This window comes from Martelella mediterranea DSM 17316 (assembly GCF_002043005.1).
GTDB classification, from domain to species: domain Bacteria; phylum Pseudomonadota; class Alphaproteobacteria; order Rhizobiales; family Rhizobiaceae; genus Martelella; species Martelella mediterranea.
Window position 1 is genome coordinate 3,649,595 of record NZ_CP020330.1, and the last position, 19,306, is coordinate 3,668,900.

Genomic DNA, 19,306 nt, shown 5'->3' on the forward strand with positions numbered 1-19,306 from the left:
TTGTCCGCAATATCATCGAAGCGCCATATCCCCGCCCCGCCCGCTGCGCTAAAGAGCAGACATGAAAACACGCCGCATCCTGATCATCGCCGCACTCGCCCTGCCCGCTTTCACGGGCCTCGCCCACGCCGGACAAACCGAATGGGCCGAAGATTCCGGCGGACGCATGCGCATGATCATGACGACGCCCGATGAGGACGGCACGATCCGCGCCGCGCTGCAGGTGGAGCCCGCCGAAGGCTTCATCACCTACTGGCGTGAGCCCGGCGAAAGCGGCATCCCCCCGCAGATCACCATTAGCGGCAATGACGACGTGACGCTCGAAGCGATCGCCTACCCGGTGCCCAAACGCATCGACCTCGCCGGCATGACGGATATGGGTTATGACGGGCCCGTGACCTTTCCGCTGACCTTCAAGGCCGCTCCGGGCGCGCGTCCCCAGATGGACGTCACGGCCTTTATCGGGCTTTGCAAGGACATCTGCATCCCGTTCCAGACGACGTTCGAGATCACCGCCTCCACCTATGACGGCGGCGCGGTCGATGCCGCGATCCTCGCCGTCGCCGAAACCACGCTGCCGGAAGCGCCATCGGCCGATTTCCGCGTCGAGCGCGCCGTCAGCACCGGCGAGGCCCTGGAGCTTGCGCTCGCCCTGCCGGAAGCCGACGCCCCCGAAATCACGCTCGCCAGCGGCGGCGGCTTTATCGTCGAGGCCCCGGCGGGCGCGATGAAGGACGGGTTCTACACCATCACCATACCGGTGGACTCCCTTCCCGACGGCCAGGATTCCGTCGACGGCGACTGGCTGTTGCTTGCCAAGGCGGGCGGCCGGGCCATGGAAACGCCGCTTGTGTTTGAAACGGTCTCCCCTTAGGTTTTGACCCCAGAGGACACGAGAAGGAGTTTTCCATGTCTGTTTCAAAGGGTGATACACTGCCCTCCTCCACGCTGCGCGAGCTGACCGAAAACGGGCCGGAGCAGGTTTCCACCGACGACATTTTCAAGGGCAGGCGCGTGGTGCTGTTTGCGGTTCCCGGCGCGTTCACGCCGACCTGCTCGATCAACCATCTTCCGACCTATCTCGAAAACCGCGACGCCATTCTGAGCCGCGGCGTCGATGAAATCGCGGTGGTGGCCGTCAACGATCCCTTCGTCATGGGCGGCTGGGCCAAGGCCACCGGCGGCGAAGGCAAGATTCGCTACCTCTCGGATGCCGATGGTTCATTCACCAAGGCGCTCGGCATGGACCTCGATATGTCCGGCCCCGGTCTCGGCCTGCGCTCCAAGCGCTATTCCATGCTGGTCGAGGACGGCAAGGTGAAGGAGCTGAATGTCGAGGACAATCCCGGCGAGGCCACGGTTTCGGCAGCGGCCACCATTCTCGGGCAGCTCTGAGCGCGCATTCGCTCTCGCGAAAACGCCACTTCAAAAAACGGAAGCCGGCCGGGATGCCCGACCGGCTTCTTTCATGCCCGGACGCAACACTTGGCAGGAAGCGTCCGCGGCATTACCAAACGAGGTTTGGCGGCGCCGCAAGCCGGCAGGCATGCTGGTCTCGACGCCATGCGAAACAACTTTACGGATAATACAATACACTTTCGAAGTTAAAACCATTTTTATTAATTAATATTAATTGAATTACATTGCTCTCTCCGAATACTAAACCACTCCATATTCTTCATCGGCTCTGGTAAGATGCCCGTAAACGGAGGGCCCGAATGCAACGCGTTGCCAGCACAACCGTCCGGCGGACGGCAACCGCGCTTCTCGCCGTGGCGTTTATCGTCTCCACGCCGTTCGTGGTGCCGAACGGCATCGAATCCGTGAAATTGCTCGCGTTGCGCAACGACCCGGTCAAGCTGACGGATTATCGGCTCGATCAGCTCACGCCCGCCGATTACGACCGCGCGATCCGCCAGGCGCTTGCCAGCGACGACCCGGATCTTGCCGAAAGCGTCATCACCCTTGCCGACAGCCGCGGCGTTCGGATCGACGGCGCCGAGCGCGAGCGCGTCGAGATCGCCGTCTCGGAGGCCGGCAGCCTCGGCAACCAGATCTACGAGCTGTGGGATGGCGCGCTGACCGGCAAGCCGGAAAGCGCCGTCGGGTTGGTGGGCGCGATTGCCACCGACCTGACGACGGTCGGCGATGTCCGCGACATCATCATCGAAGGTGGATCCTATCTCCAGGGCGAGGACTATGATCCTCTGATCCTGGGCCTGTCGGTGGCGGGCCTTGCGATCACCGGCGCGGTAGTGCTGTCCGGCGGCTCGGCGTCCTCCGCCAAGATCGGCACGAGCACGCTGAAGGCCGCCGGCAAGGCGGGCGCGATCGCCACGCCGCTCCGCCGATCCTTCACGCGGCTTTCCAGCCAGGTCGTCAGCGGCCCGGCGCTGCGCGAAAGCCTGCCGCTGCTCAAGCGCGGCAATGTGCCGGCGGCACGGCGGGTGCTGGCAGGCTCGCTCGACACCAAACCGCTGGTCAAGATGCAGGATGCGGCCATGGAGGTCGGCACGGTCATGACCAAGAACGGCTTCAAGGCCGGCACGGACATGTTGAAGGTGGCAGACACGCCGGCAGACCTGACCAAGCTCGGCAAGCTCTCGACCCGCTTCGGCAAGCGCTTCCGCGCCATCGTCTTTCTGCTGGGCTCGGGCGCGATCTCGCTCGCCGGCATCATGCTGACGGCGGCGAGTTGGACGGCGACCTTCGCAATGTGGCTCGCGGGGGCCGCCTATTTCAGCTATCGCGTCCTCCGGATCGGCTGGCGGTTTCTGTTCTATCCCGCCGGACGCATGATCGTCCGGCTCTGGGCCTGATCCGCCTCAGACCGCCATATCAAAGACGAGAATGCCGGAAATTCCGCCGGCTGCGGCAGCGACGAGCTTCTCGCTGACGACCGCGTGATCGGGGTGATCGAGATAGGCATCGCGCGCGGCTGAATCCTCGAAGGTCACGACGAAGCCGTCGCCATAGCCGCTGTCCAGCCCCTCGGGCGAGACATTCGCGCCCGACTTGAAGTCCACCATGCCGGGAAGAACGCGCTTCAGCCCGGCGATCTCATCGTAGAGCGCCTGCTTTTCCTCGGTCCCGGTTTCCTGGCGAAATCGTATGAATACGCAATGCATGATCATGATGTTTTCCGAAGCGCCTCAGCGCCCTGGCCCCTGTTTGAACGGTTCCATCCCCTGACGCGCCAATTCGTCGGCGCGCTCATTCTCTTCATGGCCTGCATGGCCCTTCACCCAATGCAGAGTGACATCGTGCCTGTTGCGCTCGGCTTCAAGAGCCTGCCACAATTCGGCATTCTTGACGGGCTTCTTCGCCGCGGTCTTCCAGCCGTTCTTCTTCCAGCCGTGAATCCACTTCGAAATGCCGTCCTTGACGTATACGCTATCGGTATAAAGCGCCACGGTGCAAGGCTCCTTCAGCGCCTTCAGCGCCTCGATCGCGGCCATCAGCTCCATGCGATTATTGGTCGTCAGCTTTTCGCCGCCGCACAGATCCCGTTCCTTGTCGCCGTACCGCAGCACCGCGCCCCAGCCGCCGGGGCCGGGATTGCCGGAACAGGCCCCATCGGTGAAAATCTCAACTTCTTTATTCAAGTCCGCTCCAGTCCGTATTCGCTGGCAGTTTCAACAGAACGATGAAAGCGCAGATAGCGCAGATATTCGAGCGGGTCCTTCTTCACCACCAGCGCGCCCGCCGGCGTGTTCAACCAGTCGTAGAGCCGGGTGAGGAAGAACCGCAGCGCCGAGCCGCGGCACAGCAGCGGCAGCGCCTCGATCTCTTCTTTATCCAGGGGCCGCACGCTCTGATAGCCCTCGATCAGCGCCCGCGCTTTGGTGACGTTGAAGGCGCCGTCCTTCTCGAAGCACCAGGCATTGAGGCAGATCGACAGGTCATAGGCGAGGAAGTCATTGCAGGCGAAATAGAAATCGATCACCCCGGAAAGCTTGTCGCCGATGAAGAACACATTGTCGGGAAACAGATCGGCGTGGATCACGCCCTCGGGCAGGTCCACCGGCCAACGGTCCTCAAGGCTCGCGAGTTCCTCGGTAATCTCATTCTCCAGACCCTTCTGCACCTCATCGGCGCGGGCGGCGGATTTATCCCACAGATCGACCCAGCCCCTGAGCGCCAGCGCATTCTTGCGCGTGAGCTCGAAATCCTGGCCGGCGATATGCATGCGGGCGAGCGCCACGCCCAATTCCCGGCAATGGGTGGCGGCGGGTTTTCTGAGCCACATGCCTTCCAGAAACGAGATCAGCGCCGCCGGACGCCCGCACAGCCTGCCATAGGGCTCGCCGTCATCGCGGGCGAGCGGCAGCGGACAGGACAGGCCGCGATCGGCCAGATGCTGCATCAGCCCGAGATAGAACGGCAGATCGCCCTCATCCACGCGCTTTTCGTAGAGCGTCAGGATCAGCGGAAATTTCTCGGTATGAAGCAGGAAATTCGAATTCTCGACGCCTTCCGCGATGCCGCGATAGGACAGGAGTTCGCCAACGTCATAGGCTTTCAGAAACTGCCGGAGATCGTCTTCATTGATATCGGTATAGACGGCCAAATGCTTATCGTCCGTTGACGAAGGCCATGTCCTCGACGGTCAGTTCGACATCGCGGAGCTGGCGGTTAACGAGGAAATGTTCGTTCTCGACCGTGGTTTCGGCAAGTTCGATCGTGGTGTCGAACCGCGCGCGAAACGCCTCGATGATCTCGTTGACCACGACTTCCGGGGCGGACGCGCCGGCGGAAATGCCGAGCGTGCGAATCGGGCCGATGGCATCGAAGTCGAGTTCGGCGGCGCGCTGGACGAGGATCGCCTCCTTCGCCCCTGCCCGTTTCGCGACCTCGACCAGCCGCCGGGAATTGGACGAATTCGGCGCGCCGACGATGATGAACAGGTCGCAGCCGGGCGCTGCCGCCGACACCGATTCCTGGCGGTTGGTGGTGGCGTAGCAGATCGAATCGGCAGACGGCGCGGTGAGGTTCGGGAACCGCTCGCGAAGTTTGGCGATTACGTCCGCGGTATCCTGCACCGAGAGCGTGGTCTGGGTCACATAGCCGAGATTGTCCGGATCGGCGGGCTGGTAGCGCTCGGCATCCTCCACCGTCTCCACCAGCGACACCGCGCCTTCGGGCAATTGCCCCATTGTGCCGATCACCTCCGGATGCCCGGCATGGCCGATCAGCACCACATGGCGGCCGAGCCGCTCATGGCGCATCGCCTGCTTGTGAACCTTGGAAACCAGCGGGCATGTGGCGTCGAGATAGAACAGGTTGCGGCTTTCGGCATCGGCCGGCACGGATTTCGGCACGCCATGGGCGGAAAACACCACCGGCTGCTCGCGGTGTTCGGCCGGTATCTCGTCGAGCTCCTCGACGAAAACCGCGCCCCGCGCCTCGAGCCCTTCCACGACATAGCGATTATGCACGATCTCGTGACGCACATAGACGGGCGCGCCGTAGCGCTTCAGCGCCAGCACGACGATCTGGATCGCCCGGTCGACGCCGGCGCAGAACCCGCGCGGGCCGCAGAGGCGAATGGTCAGTGGGGTCATGGTCATCTCGCTCAAATCATTCCGGGCAACTGATACCAATGATGACGGTCCTTTGTCCAATGCCCGTTTGCGCCCGACGTGGATGGAAGCGCCGCAATAGCTATGCCATCGAGCGTACGCTGCTGCAGGCCGCAGCTTATCTTCTTGTCCCCGAAATAGATTCGCGCGCCGGTGAGGCTGGTGAACGCGATCAGCTTCGGGCGGAAATGCCGCATCTTTTCCTTGAAGGCGGCGATATCGAAGGCCGACAGGGTCAGCGCCTTGTCCATGCCGCTTTCGCTCTGGTTCAGATCGGTAAGGCCGATGCCGTAATCAAGGAGCTTGCGGAAATCCTTCGGCGAAACCTGCTCCGGCGTCAGTCCGATCTCGTGAAGCGTGCGATAGAATTTGTTGGAGGGGTTGGCATAGAACGAGCCGGTGCGCGCCGAAATGTGCCCCTTGGCCGTGCCGCAGAACACGATATCGAGGCCCGGCGCCAGAAGATCAATCATTCTTCCGTCGCCCGCGCCATGCAAGCAGGCCGACGATGACCGCAAGCGTCGCCGCAAGCCCGTACCAGGTGATCGCATATTGCAGGTGGTCGTTCGGAAACGAAATCCGGGTCACGCCGCCGACGGGCAAGCCGCCCGGATTGGGGGCGTCATCGGCATCGACGAAAAAGGGCATGACCTCATCGGCCGAAAGCCCGGTCGATTGCGCCATCGCGTCGATATCCTTCCAGTAGAAGATGTTCTGCGCGATATCGTTCTCGGGCACCGCAAACGAGGGTTTTTCGTCGAGCCGGTCGCGGGCAAGGCCGGTCACGGTGACCGTGCCGGTCACCTGCCCTTCCTGTCGGGTCGCGGTATCTTTCATGTCGAACGGCACGAAGCCGCGATTGACGAAGATCGCGCGGCCATCGGCCAGCCTGAGCGGCGTATAGACGTAATAGCCGGACTGGCCCTGATAGGTCGCGAAGAAATGCCGCTCGCGGTCATGCTCGAACCGGCCGGTCACCACTATCGGCCGGTATTCGATTTCGCTCCTCGGCAGCGCCTCGGCCTCGGCGAGCGTGATCGGCGGCGCCTGCAACTGCTGTTCGACGGAGGCGAGCAGAGCTTCCTTCCAGTGCAGCCGGCGCACCTGCCAGTTGCCGAGCGAGATCAGGGTCACGAAGGCGAGCGCGGCAAGCACCAGCCCCACCACCTGCACAAGCGACTTCCTTTTAGGCATGGTCATCGCGCTTGATCACGCCCTCGGCGGCGCTGTGGCGATACTGCAAAACAATCAGCACACCCTTGAAGGCGCGCAGCGCGGCAAGCGACAGCGCGATCGCGAGCGGCACCCAGATGACGATATGGACCCAGAACGGCGGGGAATAGTAAATCTCGCTCCACAGCACCAGACCGATCACCAGGAAACCGACGGCCAGCATCACGAAGATCGCCGGCCCGTCGCCCGAATCGGCGAAACTGTAGCTCAGGCCGCAGTTTTCGCACTCCGGCTTCACGGCCAGAAAGCCATCGAAAAGCCGGCCCTTGCCGCAGCGCGGGCAGCGGCCCTTGAGACCGGAAAGGATGAGCGGGGCGAGCGGATTTTGGTCTGCGGGCATGAACCTGAAAGCCTTCCTGAAGCCGGAAGGCGCCTCTTCACTTGATGACGTCTTGCCAGTCGTCGTGGTTGCGCACGCTCATCGCCCTGAAGAACGGGCAGAGCGGAATGATCTTCCAGCCGCCCCTGCGTGCTTCCTCGACGGCATGTTCGGCAAGCACCTGGCCAACGCCCTTGCCGCGCAACGCATCCGGCACGCCGGTATGATCGATGATGATCAAGCGGTCGGAACTGCGGGAATAGGTCATTTCGGCCTCGTGGCCGTCGACGACCGTGTAATAGCGGCCGCCCGATGCGGTCTTTTCTTCCTGTATGGCCATGATGCGCCTTTCCCAAAAGCCGACCGCCGCCTCGATGGGCGGCGGAGGGTTGTTTCAAATTCAGTGGCCGGTTTCGGCCAACGGCGCGCCCCATCCGCCCCAGATATAGATGGTGAAGAACAGGAACAGCCAGACAACGTCGACGAAGTGCCAGTACCATGCGGCGGCTTCGAGGCCGAAATGACGCTCCGCCGTAAACGATCCCCGCGCCGCGCGAATCAGGCAGACGATCAGGAAGATCGTGCCGACGATCACGTGGAAGCCGTGGAAACCGGTCGCCATGAAGAAGGTGGCGCCATAAATGGAGTTTTTGAAGGCAAACGGCGCCTCGTAATACTCGTAGGCCTGAACGCCGGTAAACAGCAGGCCGAGCAACACGGTAAGCGTCAGGCCCTGGAGCAATCCGCGGCGATCGCCGTGGATCAGGGCGTGATGCGCCCAGGTCAGCGTGGTGCCGGAGAGCAGCAGGATGATCGTGTTGTAGAGCGGGAAATGCCAGGGATCGACGACGGCAATGCCTTCCGGCGGCCATGTTCCGCCGGTCGCTTCCACGCGCGCCGCCTGGATCGCCTCGCCGGTAAACAGGCTGGCGTCGAAGAACGCCCAGAACCACGCCACGAAGAACATCACTTCCGAGGCGATGAACATGATCATGCCGTAGCGCAGATGCAGCGAGACGACCGGCGTATGATGCCCCTCGCGCCCTTCCTTGATCGTGTCCGACCACCATCCGAACATCACATAGATGATGACCGCGAAACCGATCAGCAGCAGCCAGGGCTGGGCCAGATTGAGGCCGAGAATATTGAACGAACCACCGCTGAGATAGCGCATGTAGCCGACGCCGCCGAAGCACAGCAGGAAAGTGCCGATGGCGGCGACCAGCGGCCAGGGGCTTGGGTCGATGATATGATAATCGTGGTTCTTGTGATGCGCGTCTGCCATTCCTGGTCCCCGTTTCCTCTCTCCCTGAAAACCGCGCCCCGCGTCGGGCGCCGCCTCAGTAAACTAGCATCTACACCGTTTCCGGTCTTTGGCAAATCGCCCGCTGCTTTATCAGCATTTGGTCCGAGTTTGCCGTTTTAATCAATCCCCGCGAACGATAATCCGCGAGCGGTGGTGGTGCTCCTTCAGGAGCTGCCGTCCGAGCCTGCGGCAGACGCCTTCGCGGCGACCGGCTTCTCGTGTTCGAAGAACGTATAGGACAGCGTCAGAACCCTGATATCCTTGGTCTCTTCCGCATCGACGATCGCCGGATCGACGAAGAAGACGACCGGCATCTCCAGCGTCTCGCCCGGCTGCAGCACGGTCTCGGTGAAACAGAAGCACTCCACCTTGTTGAAATAGGCCCCGGCCTGAAGCGGCGTGACGTTGAAGATCGCCTGTCCGAGTATAGGTTCGCTGCTCTTGTTGCGGGCGGTGAACAGAACCTTCACCGTCTCGCCGATCCTGGGTGACACCGACTTCTGCTCCGGCTTGAACTCCCAGTCCAGCCCGGGCGCGACATTGGCGTCGAAGGTCACCTTGATCGACTTGTCGAGCACCACGTTGGAATACTGCTCGACCCGCTGGGCCGTGCCGTTATAGCCGGTGACCTGACAGAATATGCGGTAGAGCGGCACGGCGGCAAAGCTCATCGCGGTCATGCCGAACACGAAAACAAGGCACATCAGGACGATGGCGCCATTATTGCGTTTGCCGCTCGCTTCCGTCATCTCGCCTCCTCAGGCCGCGCCGAACTTGACCATGGTGATGATGTAAAACAGCACCACGAGGCCGAACAGGACGAAGCCGAGCGCGATATTGCGCGCGCGCCGGGCCCGCTTCTGCTTGTCGGTCAATTTCACTGTCTCGATCATGGCCTCACCCGAACACAAGCATGGCCGCGCGATCGACGATCAGGCCGGCGAAGATCGCGGCCAGATAGAAGATCGAGAAGGTGAACATCTTCTTCGCCGGGACCATCTTCTGGTCGCCCTCGGCCATCGCCCGCACCTTCAGCGACTGATAGACGAAGTAGCCCCCGAGCCCGGCCGCGAACACCGCGTAGAACGGGCTTGCAAGCCCGGTCAGCGCCGGCGCGACGCCGGCGATCGCGGTCAACACCGCATAGACGACCATCTGATTCTTGGTCGACTTTTCGCCGGCCACGTTCGGCATCATCGGGATGCCGACATCGTCGTAATCGCGCATCTTGAAGAGCGCCAACGCCCAGAAATGCGGCGGCGTCCACAGGAAGGTGATCGAAAACAGGATGATGCTGTCGAGCGATACCGAGCCGGTCACCGCCGCCCAGCCGACCATGGGCGGGAAAGCGCCGGCCGCGCCGCCGATGACGATGTTCTGCGGCGTCGCCCGCTTCAGCCACATCGTGTAGAACACGGCGTAATAGAAGATCGTGAACGCCAGAAAACCGGCAGCGAACCAGTTGACCGCAAGGCCGAGCGTCGCCACCGAAAAGCAGGCGAGCGCAATGCCAAAGGCGAGCGCCTCCTCGCGGCCGATCCGGCCCGCCGGGATCGGCCTGTTTGCGGTGCGCGACATCACCGCATCGATATCGGCGTCATACCACATGTTGAGCGCGCCGGCCGCGCCGGCGCCGATGGCGATGCACAGGATCGCGATCGCCCCCATGACCGGATTGATCGATCCCGGCGCCAGGAACAGGCCGGCAAAGGCGGTAAACACCACCAGCGACATCACCCGCGGCTTCAGCAGCGCGAAATAATCCCGCCCGGTTGCTTCCGAAAGCACGAGATCGTCGCCGAGGTCGTTGTCGATTACTGTCATTGTCAGCTCTCATTTCAAACAAGACCGCGCGCCATTTGGCGGCGCGCGAGCTTTGTTGTTTGTCGCATCGCCTCAGCGGATGCGCGGCAGTTCCGACCACTGGTGGTAGGGCGGCGGCGAGGAAAGCTGCCACTCGAGCGTGGTTGCGCCCGGACCCCACGGATTGTTGCCGGCGACCCGCTTCTTGGCGAAGGCCTCGAAGATGCCGAACAGGAAGATCAGCACGCCGATGGCCGAGATATAGGAGCCGTAGGAAGACACCGCGTTCCAGCCCGCAAAGGCATCCGGATAGTCGATATAGCGGCGCGGCATGCCCGACAGGCCCAGGAAGTGCTGCGGGAAGAACACCAGGTTCACGCCGACGAACATCACCCAGAAATGAATATGGGCAACCTTCTCATTGTACATGTAGCCGGTGATCTTCGGGAACCAGTAGTACCAGCCGGCGAAGATCGCGAACACGGCGCCGAGCGACAGCACGTAGTGGAAGTGGGCAACCACGTAATAGGTGTCGTGGAACGAGCGGTCGAGGCCGGCATTGGCGAGCTGCACGCCCGTGACGCCGCCGACGGTGAACAGGAAGATGAAGCCGATCGCCCACACCATCGGCGCCTTGAAGCTGATCGACCCGCCCCACATCGTCGCGATCCAGGAGAAGATCTTCACGCCCGTCGGCACCGCGATCACCATGGTGGCGAAAACGAAGTAGCGCTGCGTGTCGAGCGACAGGCCGACCGTGTACATGTGGTGGGCCCAGACGATGAAGCCGACCGCGCCGATCGCGACCATGGCGTAGGCCATGCCGAGATAACCGAACACGGGCTTCTTCGAGAAGGTCGAGATGATGTGGCTGATGATGCCGAAGCCGGGCAGGATCAGGATGTAGACCTCGGGGTGACCGAAGAACCAGAACAGATGCTGGAACAGGATCGGGTCGCCGCCGCCATCCGGCGAGAAGAAGGTCGTGCCAAAATTACGGTCCGTCAACAGCATGGTGATGCCGCCCGCCAGAACCGGCAGCGACAGCAGCAGAAGGAAGGCGGTGATCAGCACCGACCAGGCGAACAGCGGCATCTTGTGCAGGGTCATGCCCGGCGCGCGCATGTTCAGGATGGTGGTGATGAAGTTGATCGCGCCGAGGATCGAGGAGATACCGGCCACATGCAGCGCGAAGATCGCAAGGTCGACAGCCGGACCCGGCTGGCCGCTGGTGGAGAACGGCGGATAAAGCGTCCAGCCGCCGCCAACGCCGTTGGAACCCGCCGGCCCCTCGACGAACATCGAAAGCAGAAGCAGCAGGAAGGCCGGCACGAGCAGCCAGAAGGAAATATTGTTCAGGCGCGGAAACGCCATGTCCGGCGCGCCGATCATGATCGGCACCATCCAGTTGGCGAAGCCGCCGATCATCGCCGGCATCACCATGAAGAAGATCATGATCAGGCCGTGCGCGGTGGTGAACACGTTGTAGAGATGCTTGCCCTGGTCGATGGCGGCAGCACCGGCATCGCCATAGACCATGGCGGCAAGGCCGTTGAAGATCTGGATGCCGGGCTCCTGCAATTCCATGCGCATGGCGACGGACAGAAGTCCGCCGATAATGCCCGCACAGATCGCGAAGATCAGGTAGAGCGTCCCGATATCCTTGTGGTTGGTCGAGAAAAGCCATCGCGCGGCAAAGCCGGGCTTATGGTCGTGATCGTGAGCGTGCGCTGCTTCGGCCATATCGCTCTCCTCAATTCTTGTCGGCGAGCATGACCGCGTCCGCGCCCTGCCCTTGATTGTCGATGCTTGCCATCAAAGCGCGGTTGGCGGCTTCGACGTCAGTGGCGGCGGAAGCCTGCCATGTGGTGAACTGCTCGGGCGAAACCGCGCGGATCGCGATCGGCATGAAGGCGTGATCCTTGCCGCAGAGTTCCGAGCACTGGCCGTAATAGATGCCCTCGGCCTCGGCCTTGAACCAGGTTTCGTTCAGGCGGCCGGGAATGGCGTCGATCTTGAGGCCGAAGGCCGGCATTGCGAAAGAGTGGATGACGTCGGTCGGAGCGGCGGTGACAAGCAGGCGCACTGTTGCGCCAACCGGAACCACCATCTCGTTGTCGACGGCCAGAAGCCGCGGATAGACCGCCCGGTCCTCCTTGCCGTATTCGGCACGCTGCTCATCCGTCAGCAGGTAGGAGGCGTAGGAAATCGCGCCATCCTCGATCTCGGGATAGTCATAGCTCCAAAGCCACTGCGTCGCCGTCGCCTTGACCGTCAGATCGGGCTCTTCCGGCATGGTGAGCTGGTTGGTGAGCAGGTTGAAGGACGGCACGGCGAGAAACAGGAGAATCAGCACAGGCGCGACGGTCCAGACCACCTCGATCGCGGTGTTGTGGCTGGTGCGCGATGCCGTCGGGTTCTTCGATTCCCGGAATTTCACCATCACCAGGATCAGAAGCGCCAGCACCAGAAGCACGATCGGCACGATAAACCAGAGCGTATACTGCTCGAACCAGGTAATTTGATGCATGATCGGCGATGCCGCCGGCTGCAGGGTCATCTCCCACGGCTCAGGCTGCGCGGCAAAGGCGCTCCCGCTGCCCGCAAGACAGAGAAGACCTGTCATGCATGCTCTGGTTTTATTCATCACGTTGAATTCTCCCACCATCGTTTGACCTCGGTCAAACCGGATCCTGTTCGTTTGCGCCAGAAGTACCAAAACCGCCCGCGGCGCGATAGCGCCATGATAGCATCCCGAGACGCCGACGCACCCCTTGGCCGGCGAACAGGCGACTTCATCGACCGGTTTTTCTCCCTCAGTCACAATTATGCCATAGCATTTGCCAATTTGAAGCGTCAAATTGTCTCATGCGGCACGCGCACCCTCTGATATTTCGCCGCGCTTTCCCAGGTCAAGTCCTTCTTCAGCCGTTGAAAATTTCTTTTGAACGCGGCACAAAGCCCGGTATCGGAAAAGAAATATACCAAATCACCCGAGGAGCCCGCGCCATGCCCGTATTTCCCGCAGATCATGCGCTTCGAAGGATCGGCGCGCTGAGCCTCGCCTGCCTGCTGTTTTCCGCGGCCCTGCCCGCTTTCGCCCAGGAGGCCGCGGACGACAGCGTCGGGGAAACATCTGAGGAAGCCGCAACGCCCGCCGCCGAACCCGCCCCGCAGCCGGTGCCACCCGCGCCGCCGGCCGACAACAGCGTGGTCAGAGAGAATCACGGCGCATGGTCGATGGTCTGCGATCAGCCGCCGGGCTCCAGCGTCGAGCAATGCGCGCTGATGCAGAACGTGATCGCCGACGACCGCCCGGAAATCGGCCTTTCGATCGCGGTGCTGAAGACCGCCGACCGCGAGGCGAAATTGCTGCGCGTTCTGACCCCGCTCGGCGTTTTCCTGCCCGAAGGCATGAACCTGTTCGTCGACAACGTCGATATCGGCAAGGCCTATTTCTCGCGCTGCTATCTCGACGGCTGTTATGTCGAGGTCGATATCGACGACGACCTGATGCGGATATTGCGCGCCGGAACCCAGGCGGTGTTCACCCTCAACTTCTCGGTCGATCAGAACTCGATCGGCATTCCGGTCGACCTCTCGGGTTTTGCCGAGGGCTATGACGCCCTGCCCTGATATCGCGGGACGATCGTTCCTATATGGGACGCATGACGGATAAAAAGACGGAAACGACCATGACAGACCGCGACCTCCTCAGCCATTTCGATGCCGATGAAGCGACGATCCGCGGCATTGTCGAAGACACGCTGCACGGCGCCGACGACGGCGAGCTCTATGTCGAATATTCACAGAGCGAATCGCTGTCCTTCGACGATGGCAGGCTGAAGGGCGGCGCGTTCAACACCGGCCACGGCTTCGGCCTCAGGGCGGTGGCGGGCGACGCCAGCGGCTTTGCCCATGCCGGCGAATTGTCGCTCGGCGCGCTGAAGCGGGCCGCGGCCACCGCCAAGGCCGTAAACCACGGTTATGACGGCACCTATGCCGAACCGCCGCGCGGGACCAATACCCGGCTTTATTCCGAGGACAACCCGATCGGCGCGCCGTCATTCGAAGAAAAAATCACGATGCTCGGCGAAATCGACGCCTATCTACGCGAACGCGATCCGCGCGTGCGTCAGGTCTCCGCCTCGCTCGCCGCCAGCCACCAGATCGTCGAAATCCTGCGCGCCGATGGCTATCGCGTCGGCGATGTGCGGCCGATGACGCGGCTCAACATCTCAGTGGTCGTCGGCGACGGCGACCGGCAGGAGACCGGCTCTTTCGGCATTGGCGGAAGGCAGAGCTTCGCCGACCTTTTCGCGCGTCAGGACTGGCAGTCGGGCGCGGAAGAAGCGCTGCGCAAGGCCTTCGTCAATCTCGAGGCGATCGACGCGCCGGCCGGCACGATGGACGCCGTGCTCGGCAATGGCTGGCCGGGCGTGATGATCCACGAAGCCGTCGGCCACGGGCTCGAGGGCGATTTCAACCGCAAGGGGCTTTCCGCCTTTTCCGGCCTTGTCGGCCAGATGGTCGCCGCCCCTGGCGTCACCATCGTCGATGACGGCACGATCGAGAACCGCCGCGGCTCGATCTCGATCGACGACGAGGGCACGCCGTCCGCCTATAATGTGCTGATCGAGAACGGCCGGCTGACTGGATATATGCAGGACCGCATGAACGCCCGGCTGATGGGCGTGGCGCCCACCGGCAATGGCCGCCGCCAGTCCTATTCCGACCTGCCAATGCCGCGCATGACCAACACTTACATGCTGGCCGGCGACAAGACCAAGGAAGAGATCATTGCCTCGGTCAAGAAGGGCATTTACGCCGTCACCTTCGGCGGCGGCCAGGTGGATATCACCTCCGGCCAGTTCGTGTTCGACTGCACCGAGGCCTATCTGATCGAAAACGGAAAGATCGGCGCGCCGATCAAGGGCGCAACGCTGATCGGCAACGGCCCGGACGCGATGAAGCGCGTCTCGATGGTCGGCAACGATCTCGCGCTCGACAACGGCATCGGCAATTGCGGCAAGGCCGGGCAATGGGTTCCGGTCGGCGTCGGCCAGCCGCATCTGAGGCTGGATCAGATCACCGTCGGCGGCACGCAGGCGTGACCATCGAATACGAATTCCGGCGGCGAATAGACGACGTGGTCTACCGTTTCGCGCCTGACGGATTTGTAAACGGCTTCCCCGCCTGGAAACGCGTCGACCTCGATATCCGGCTCATCCGGCACACCGAGAAGGGCTGGTGTACGGTCGACAGTGCAGGCACGATCAACGGCCGCCCGTGGAATGTGGAACCTGAGGAACAGGGCGCGACCCCTTTCGAGGGCGAGTGGGTCAGCAAGAAGAACGACAAATCCTACGTATACGATCTCGTGAAACTGACAGACGGAAGCGCCGCCTTTTGAAGGCACGGCTTAGCGGATTGTTTACGCCTTTCGGGCTCAATGGGCCCATGTATTGCGTAACCCCTTCTTCCGCCGCCATGGCCTCTTCCGCACCCGACACGTCCATCCGCCCCTATCGGGCGGAGGACAATGCCGCACTTGTCGACATCTGGCATCGGGCCTCGTCCGTCGCCCATGATTTTCTGCCGGCCGAGTTGCTCGTCGCGCAGAAGAAGCTGGTGTCGGAAAAATACCTGCCGGAAACGGAGACCTGGGTGGCGGTCAACGGCGAAACGCCCGTCGGCTTCATCGGCCTGATCGACAGCTTCATCGGCGGCCTGTTCGTCTCGCCGGATTGCCAGGGCGGCGGCATCGGCTCCGCGCTGCTCGACCACGCCTTCCGTCTGAAGGGCCACCTGCTGCTGGAAGTCTATGCCGCCAACACCCGCGCGCTTTCCTTCTACCGCCGCCACGGTTTTTGCGGCATCAAGCGGCGGCAGACCGACGACAACGGCCTGCCCTTCCCGCTGATCATGATGCAGAAACCGGTTCCGACGACATGGCAGCGGTCGGACCGGTACGCTCAGGACTGACGCTACGGCGATTTGGCAAACACCAGTGCGGCATTGACGCCGCCGAAACCGAAGCCGTTCGAGAGAACATGCCGGATAGGCTTTTTCTTTGCGGCGAGCGGGGCCAGGTCGTATCGATCAGCAGCCGCCTCCGGGTCATGGATGTTAAGGCCGGGCGGAATGATCCCGTCCCGCAATGCCATGACAGAAAAGACCGCCTCGATTGCGCCGGCCGCCCCGAGAAGATGCCCGGTCGCCGATTTCGTCGACGTAACGGCGAGATCCTTGCCGCGTTCCGGGAAAACGCTGCCGATAGCGGCGATCTCGGCTGCATCGCCCACCGGGGTCGAGGTGGAGTGGGCATTGATATAATCGATTTCGGCAGCGTCGAGTTTGGCCATGGCGAGCGCCGAACGCATCGCCACGGCGGCATAACGGCCCTCCGGATGACCGGCCGTCAGGTGATGGGCATCCGTGCTGGTGCCGTAGCCGGCGACGACCGCCAGCGGCTCGGCGCCGCGCGCCCGGGCATGGCTGAGGCGTTCGATCACCACGGTTGCCGCCCCCTCCGAGAGCACAAAGCCATCATGCCCTTTGTCGAACGGACGCGAGGCGGCGGCTGGATCGTCATTGTAATGCGTCGACAGCGCGCGCGCCGCGCCGAAGCCGCCGATCGAAACCGGATCGACACAGGCATCGGTTCCGCCACAGACGACGATATCCGCCTCATTGAAGGCAATCATCCGCATGCCGTCGCCGATCGCCTGCGCTGAGGCGGCACAGGCGGTGACCGGACATCCGCTCGGTCCGTGGAAGCCATAGCGAATCGCGACATGCCCCGCAGCAAGGTTCGGCAGGAATGAAGGAACGGTGAAGGGTGAAAGCCGCCGCGGGCCCCGCGCTTCGACCGTCTTCACCGCGTCGGTGATCGCGGGGAAGCCGCCGACCCCGGTCGCGATCACCACGCCGGTGCGCGATTGCGCCGCCTCATCCCCCGGCGCCCAGCCGGCCTGCCGCAGCGCCTCATCCGTCGCCCCAAGCGAATACTGGATAAAGAGGTCCATCTTCTTCAGTTCTTTGGCCTCGATGAAATCGAGCGGATCGAAACCGTCCGGATCGTCCGCCTTTGCAGGAACCAGACCTGCCACCTTGCAGCCATAGGCCTCCGTGTCGAAACGGGTATTGGCGACAATGCCGCTCCGCGCGGCAATCAGCCGCGACCAGTTGACGTCGACCCCGACGCCAAGCGGCGACACCGCGCCCATTCCGGTAATGACAATCGGATCATCAGAAAACATGTATCTCTCCTATAGTGTATATACACATATCAGGGCAAAAAAATCACGCGGCCGCGAGGCGCGCCAGCGCATCGAGATAGGCTACTGGATCGTGATCCTTCAATTGCGCCTGCATTTCATCGCGCGCCTCACGCCAAAGCGGGATTGCCGCATCAAGCCGCCGATCCCCCTCGTCCGTCAGCCGGCAGATTCGACCGTTGCCGCGCTCCGCCGTGGTTTTGACCACAAGGCCCTTGGCGATCAGAAGATCGATATTGCGCGTCAGCGTGGAGCGGTCCATGGCGATCCGCTCGGCAAGCGCGTTGATGGACTTGCCCGGATTGCCGCGCATGACCGACAGCACGGAAAACTGCGCCACCGTCAGTTCGAGCGGACGCAGCCGGTTGTCGTAGCGTCGGGTCAGCACCCGCGCCGTCTTTACGGTGTTGAGAATAAGGCAGCTCGAAAGATCGTCCGCCGTCGGCTTCGTCCATGTCATGGAGATAACCTACGTTGCATATACACGATGTCAAGAGCGGAGAGGTTCAACCTCAGCCCTGTTCCTTCACAAACGCCGTCAGCACATCGACGATCAGCCCGTGATCGTCCTTGCTGGCAAGGCCCGAGACGGTGATCGCCGCGACGACGCCGACATGGCGGATGCGGACGGGGAAGCTACCGCCGTGGTCGGCGTAGTCGGTCAGGTTCAGGCCGAGTTCGGGACCGATGGTACGGCCCTTGCGGCGATGTTCCAGCTCGATCGCGTAGGACGAGCGGTGGAAGTGGAACACCACGTTCGATTTGCGCCGCGCCCACATGTCGTTGTCCGGCGCGGAGCCCGGGAGGGCCGCATGAAACAGCGTACGGCTCGGCGTGCGGATATCGATCACCACCGGCGCGTCGAGCGCCAGCGCACGGTCCACCAGCCGCTGGCCGAGATCCCAGGCATCGGTCTCGTCGAAACGGGCGAGAACCAGCTTCTTCTCCTGGCCGGCGACCTCGTCTTCAAGTTCGTTTGCCATCGATAACTCCCTCACGGATACATGCGGACCTTGTGCCAGCCGCCCTCGGCGGCATTGCGGCGGAATTCGATGCGGTCGTGCAGGCGGAACTTGCCGTCATGCCAGAACTCGATCGAGACCGGCTTCAGGCGGAAGCCCGACCAGTGGGCCGGGCGCGGTATTTCGCTGACGCCGTATTTCGCCGTGGTCTTGGCAACCGCCCTTTCGAGCGCGAACCGGCTTTCCAGCGTGCGCGACTGTTTCGAGGCCCAGGCGCCGATGCGGCTGCCGCGCGGGCGCGACTGGAAATAGGCATCGGCCTCCGCGTCGGTCACCACTTCCACAGGGCCGCGCAACCGGATCTGGCGGCGCAGCGACTTCCAGTGAAAACACATCGCCGCCTTCGGCTGACCGAGAAGCTCCCTGCCCTTCTGGCTTTCGAAATTGGTGTAGAACACGAAACCGTTGGCATCGAATTCCTTCATCAGCACCATGCGCACATTGGGCAGGCCGTCCTCGTCGACGGTCGCGACCGCCACCGCGTTCGGATCATTGGGCTCGCTCGCCTCGGCATCCTTCAGCCATTTGGCGAACAGTGCGAAAGGGTCGTTCTCCTCGGTGAAATCAGCCTTGCCGCCGTCGTCAGCCATCGTCGTCACTCCCGATCATGTTTCGCCTGCCGTACGGTCGCAATCAAATCGCGGAAAAATCGCGCCGGACGTCCGTTCCGGCAAGCGAGAGAATGGATATGAGAGAAGACCAAACCGCGGCGCCTTGCAAGCGGCGTTTCGCCGGCGAAAGCGCCATCGACGCGGAAAGGT

The 19,306-nt window shown here is 62.5% G+C and carries 25 protein-coding genes; 7 read left to right on the top strand and 18 right to left on the bottom strand.

The annotated features are described in order from the left end of the window. The first annotated feature begins 61 nt into the window (after nucleotides 1-61). From Mame_RS16925 to Mame_RS16935, 3 genes are all read left to right on the top strand, one after another. Entirely contained in the window at nucleotides 62-874 is an 813-nt protein-coding gene (locus Mame_RS16925) for a protein-disulfide reductase DsbD domain-containing protein (protein ID WP_018066510.1), read from the top strand. Nucleotides 875-909: 35 nt separating this feature from the next. Next, the gene (locus Mame_RS16930; protein WP_018066511.1) at nucleotides 910-1,395 is read left to right on the top strand and encodes a peroxiredoxin; all 486 of its coding nucleotides are present in this window, start codon (nucleotides 910-912) and stop codon (nucleotides 1,393-1,395) included. Nucleotides 1,396-1,718: 323 nt separating this feature from the next. Next, nucleotides 1,719-2,819, top strand: a complete 1,101-nt coding sequence (locus tag Mame_RS16935; RefSeq protein ID WP_018066512.1) for a hypothetical protein — start codon at nucleotides 1,719-1,721, stop codon at nucleotides 2,817-2,819. A gap of 6 nt (nucleotides 2,820-2,825) precedes the next feature. Here Mame_RS16935 and Mame_RS16940 read toward each other — a convergent pair whose 3' ends face one another. The 14 genes from Mame_RS16940 to coxB all read right to left on the bottom strand — a co-directional run bounded on the left by Mame_RS16940 (nucleotide 2,826) and on the right by coxB (nucleotide 12,893). Then, nucleotides 2,826-3,134: a Dabb family protein gene (locus Mame_RS16940; RefSeq protein WP_018066513.1), complete on the bottom strand. Its 309-nt coding sequence runs from the start codon at nucleotides 3,132-3,134 to the stop codon at nucleotides 2,826-2,828. 18 nt (nucleotides 3,135-3,152) lie between these two features. Further along, nucleotides 3,153-3,605 (bottom strand): ribonuclease HI, encoded by a 453-nt coding sequence (gene rnhA, locus Mame_RS16945; RefSeq protein ID WP_018066514.1) that lies wholly within the window; start codon nucleotides 3,603-3,605, stop codon nucleotides 3,153-3,155. Then, nucleotides 3,602-4,570 carry a homoserine kinase gene (locus Mame_RS16950; RefSeq protein WP_018066515.1) on the bottom strand — a complete coding sequence of 323 codons (969 nt, stop codon included), beginning with the start codon at nucleotides 4,568-4,570 and terminating at the stop codon, nucleotides 3,602-3,604. The genes rnhA and Mame_RS16950 overlap by 4 nt, the downstream gene beginning before the upstream one ends. A gap of 4 nt (nucleotides 4,571-4,574) precedes the next feature. Further along, on the bottom strand, nucleotides 4,575-5,570 hold the full coding sequence (ispH, locus tag Mame_RS16955; RefSeq protein ID WP_018066516.1) for a 4-hydroxy-3-methylbut-2-enyl diphosphate reductase: 996 nt from the start codon (nucleotides 5,568-5,570) through the stop codon (nucleotides 4,575-4,577). A gap of 5 nt (nucleotides 5,571-5,575) precedes the next feature. Further along, a complete protein-coding gene (locus Mame_RS16960; RefSeq protein ID WP_018066517.1) occupies nucleotides 5,576-6,055 on the bottom strand; it encodes a mismatch-specific DNA-glycosylase in 480 nt (159 codons plus the stop codon). After that, nucleotides 6,048-6,776 (bottom strand): SURF1 family protein, encoded by a 729-nt coding sequence (locus tag Mame_RS16965; RefSeq protein WP_085986580.1) that lies wholly within the window; start codon nucleotides 6,774-6,776, stop codon nucleotides 6,048-6,050. Before Mame_RS16965 ends, Mame_RS16960 begins: the two co-directional genes overlap by 8 nt. After that, nucleotides 6,769-7,155 (bottom strand): DUF983 domain-containing protein, encoded by a 387-nt coding sequence (locus Mame_RS16970; protein WP_018066519.1) that lies wholly within the window; start codon nucleotides 7,153-7,155, stop codon nucleotides 6,769-6,771. The genes Mame_RS16965 and Mame_RS16970 overlap by 8 nt, the downstream gene beginning before the upstream one ends. Nucleotides 7,156-7,192: 37 nt before the next feature. Next, the gene (locus tag Mame_RS16975) at nucleotides 7,193-7,474 is read right to left on the bottom strand and encodes a GNAT family N-acetyltransferase (RefSeq protein ID WP_018066520.1); all 282 of its coding nucleotides are present in this window, start codon (nucleotides 7,472-7,474) and stop codon (nucleotides 7,193-7,195) included. Between the two features lie 60 nt (nucleotides 7,475-7,534). Beyond that, complete coding sequence (locus tag Mame_RS16980) at nucleotides 7,535-8,419, bottom strand: cytochrome c oxidase subunit 3 (protein WP_018066521.1); 885 nt, start codon at nucleotides 8,417-8,419, stop codon at nucleotides 7,535-7,537. Nucleotides 8,420-8,604: 185 nt separating this feature from the next. Beyond that, complete coding sequence (locus Mame_RS16985) at nucleotides 8,605-9,189, bottom strand: cytochrome c oxidase assembly protein (protein ID WP_018066522.1); 585 nt, start codon at nucleotides 9,187-9,189, stop codon at nucleotides 8,605-8,607. A 9-nt stretch (nucleotides 9,190-9,198) separates the two neighbouring features. After that, the gene (locus tag Mame_RS27540) at nucleotides 9,199-9,333 is read right to left on the bottom strand and encodes a hypothetical protein (protein WP_018066523.1); all 135 of its coding nucleotides are present in this window, start codon (nucleotides 9,331-9,333) and stop codon (nucleotides 9,199-9,201) included. Nucleotides 9,334-9,337: 4 nt separating this feature from the next. Beyond that, entirely contained in the window at nucleotides 9,338-10,264 is a 927-nt protein-coding gene (locus Mame_RS16990; protein WP_018066524.1) for a heme o synthase, read from the bottom strand. Between the two features lie 72 nt (nucleotides 10,265-10,336). Then, nucleotides 10,337-11,986 (bottom strand): cytochrome c oxidase subunit I, encoded by a 1,650-nt coding sequence (ctaD, locus tag Mame_RS16995; protein ID WP_018066525.1) that lies wholly within the window; start codon nucleotides 11,984-11,986, stop codon nucleotides 10,337-10,339. A 10-nt stretch (nucleotides 11,987-11,996) separates the two neighbouring features. After that, nucleotides 11,997-12,893 (bottom strand): cytochrome c oxidase subunit II, encoded by an 897-nt coding sequence (coxB, locus tag Mame_RS17000; protein ID WP_051085154.1) that lies wholly within the window; start codon nucleotides 12,891-12,893, stop codon nucleotides 11,997-11,999. A 359-nt stretch (nucleotides 12,894-13,252) separates the two neighbouring features. Here coxB and Mame_RS17005 point away from each other — a divergent pair, with 359 nt between their 5' ends. From Mame_RS17005 to Mame_RS17020, 4 genes are read left to right on the top strand one after another with little or no spacing between them, the layout of a single operon-like run. Next, a complete protein-coding gene (locus Mame_RS17005; RefSeq protein WP_018066528.1) occupies nucleotides 13,253-13,879 on the top strand; it encodes an invasion associated locus B family protein in 627 nt (208 codons plus the stop codon). A gap of 59 nt (nucleotides 13,880-13,938) precedes the next feature. Beyond that, a complete protein-coding gene (tldD, locus tag Mame_RS17010) occupies nucleotides 13,939-15,357 on the top strand; it encodes a metalloprotease TldD (RefSeq protein WP_026173780.1) in 1,419 nt (472 codons plus the stop codon). Further along, nucleotides 15,354-15,656, top strand: coding sequence for a hypothetical protein (locus Mame_RS17015; RefSeq protein ID WP_018066530.1), 303 nt, complete (start codon nucleotides 15,354-15,356; stop codon nucleotides 15,654-15,656). The genes tldD and Mame_RS17015 overlap by 4 nt, the downstream gene beginning before the upstream one ends. 47 nt (nucleotides 15,657-15,703) lie before the next feature. Then, nucleotides 15,704-16,228 (top strand): GNAT family N-acetyltransferase, encoded by a 525-nt coding sequence (locus Mame_RS17020; protein WP_235726854.1) that lies wholly within the window; start codon nucleotides 15,704-15,706, stop codon nucleotides 16,226-16,228. 2 nt (nucleotides 16,229-16,230) lie between these two features. Here the strand turns inward: Mame_RS17020 and fabF are convergent, their stop codons facing one another. Genes fabF through pdxH form a run of 4 tightly spaced genes read right to left on the bottom strand, consistent with a single transcriptional unit; the run spans nucleotide 16,231 to nucleotide 19,135 of the window. Then, nucleotides 16,231-17,505 carry a beta-ketoacyl-ACP synthase II gene (fabF, locus tag Mame_RS17025; RefSeq protein WP_018066532.1) on the bottom strand — a complete coding sequence of 425 codons (1,275 nt, stop codon included), beginning with the start codon at nucleotides 17,503-17,505 and terminating at the stop codon, nucleotides 16,231-16,233. A 43-nt stretch (nucleotides 17,506-17,548) separates the two neighbouring features. Continuing rightward, nucleotides 17,549-17,983 carry a MarR family winged helix-turn-helix transcriptional regulator gene (locus tag Mame_RS17030; protein ID WP_018066533.1) on the bottom strand — a complete coding sequence of 145 codons (435 nt, stop codon included), beginning with the start codon at nucleotides 17,981-17,983 and terminating at the stop codon, nucleotides 17,549-17,551. A 52-nt stretch (nucleotides 17,984-18,035) separates the two neighbouring features. Continuing rightward, the gene (locus tag Mame_RS17035; protein ID WP_018066534.1) at nucleotides 18,036-18,506 is read right to left on the bottom strand and encodes a heme-degrading domain-containing protein; all 471 of its coding nucleotides are present in this window, start codon (nucleotides 18,504-18,506) and stop codon (nucleotides 18,036-18,038) included. 11 nt (nucleotides 18,507-18,517) lie between these two features. Beyond that, nucleotides 18,518-19,135, bottom strand: coding sequence for a pyridoxamine 5'-phosphate oxidase (gene pdxH / locus Mame_RS17040; RefSeq protein ID WP_018066535.1), 618 nt, complete (start codon nucleotides 19,133-19,135; stop codon nucleotides 18,518-18,520). Nucleotides 19,136-19,306 lie beyond the last annotated feature (171 nt).

Bases quoted from the DNA above. Each gene is read 5' to 3' on its own strand.
- Mame_RS16925 (WP_018066510.1), top strand. From the start codon at position 62: ATGAAAACACGCCGCATCCTGATCATCGCCGCACTCGCCCTGCCCGCT.
- Mame_RS16930 (WP_018066511.1), top strand. From the start codon at position 910: ATGTCTGTTTCAAAGGGTGATACACTGCCCTCCTCCACGCTGCGCGAG.
- Mame_RS16935 (WP_018066512.1), top strand. From the start codon at position 1,719: ATGCAACGCGTTGCCAGCACAACCGTCCGGCGGACGGCAACCGCGCTT.
- Mame_RS16940 (WP_018066513.1), bottom strand. From the start codon at position 3,134: ATGATCATGCATTGCGTATTCATACGATTTCGCCAGGAAACCGGGACC.
- ispH (WP_018066516.1), bottom strand. From the start codon at position 5,570: ATGACCATGACCCCACTGACCATTCGCCTCTGCGGCCCGCGCGGGTTC.
- Mame_RS16960 (WP_018066517.1), bottom strand. From the start codon at position 6,055: ATGATTGATCTTCTGGCGCCGGGCCTCGATATCGTGTTCTGCGGCACG.
- Mame_RS16965 (WP_085986580.1), bottom strand. From the start codon at position 6,776: ATGCCTAAAAGGAAGTCGCTTGTGCAGGTGGTGGGGCTGGTGCTTGCC.
- Mame_RS16970 (WP_018066519.1), bottom strand. From the start codon at position 7,155: ATGCCCGCAGACCAAAATCCGCTCGCCCCGCTCATCCTTTCCGGTCTC.
- Mame_RS16975 (WP_018066520.1), bottom strand. From the start codon at position 7,474: ATGGCCATACAGGAAGAAAAGACCGCATCGGGCGGCCGCTATTACACG.
- Mame_RS16980 (WP_018066521.1), bottom strand. From the start codon at position 8,419: ATGGCAGACGCGCATCACAAGAACCACGATTATCATATCATCGACCCA.
- Mame_RS16985 (WP_018066522.1), bottom strand. From the start codon at position 9,189: ATGACGGAAGCGAGCGGCAAACGCAATAATGGCGCCATCGTCCTGATG.
- Mame_RS27540 (WP_018066523.1), bottom strand. From the start codon at position 9,333: ATGATCGAGACAGTGAAATTGACCGACAAGCAGAAGCGGGCCCGGCGC.
- Mame_RS16990 (WP_018066524.1), bottom strand. From the start codon at position 10,264: ATGACAGTAATCGACAACGACCTCGGCGACGATCTCGTGCTTTCGGAA.
- ctaD (WP_018066525.1), bottom strand. From the start codon at position 11,986: ATGGCCGAAGCAGCGCACGCTCACGATCACGACCATAAGCCCGGCTTT.
- Mame_RS17005 (WP_018066528.1), top strand. From the start codon at position 13,253: ATGCCCGTATTTCCCGCAGATCATGCGCTTCGAAGGATCGGCGCGCTG.
- tldD (WP_026173780.1), top strand. From the start codon at position 13,939: ATGACAGACCGCGACCTCCTCAGCCATTTCGATGCCGATGAAGCGACG.
- Mame_RS17020 (WP_235726854.1), top strand. From the start codon at position 15,704: ATGTATTGCGTAACCCCTTCTTCCGCCGCCATGGCCTCTTCCGCACCC.
- fabF (WP_018066532.1), bottom strand. From the start codon at position 17,505: ATGTTTTCTGATGATCCGATTGTCATTACCGGAATGGGCGCGGTGTCG.
- Mame_RS17030 (WP_018066533.1), bottom strand. From the start codon at position 17,983: ATGACATGGACGAAGCCGACGGCGGACGATCTTTCGAGCTGCCTTATT.
- Mame_RS17035 (WP_018066534.1), bottom strand. From the start codon at position 18,506: ATGGCAAACGAACTTGAAGACGAGGTCGCCGGCCAGGAGAAGAAGCTG.
- pdxH (WP_018066535.1), bottom strand. From the start codon at position 19,135: ATGGCTGACGACGGCGGCAAGGCTGATTTCACCGAGGAGAACGACCCT.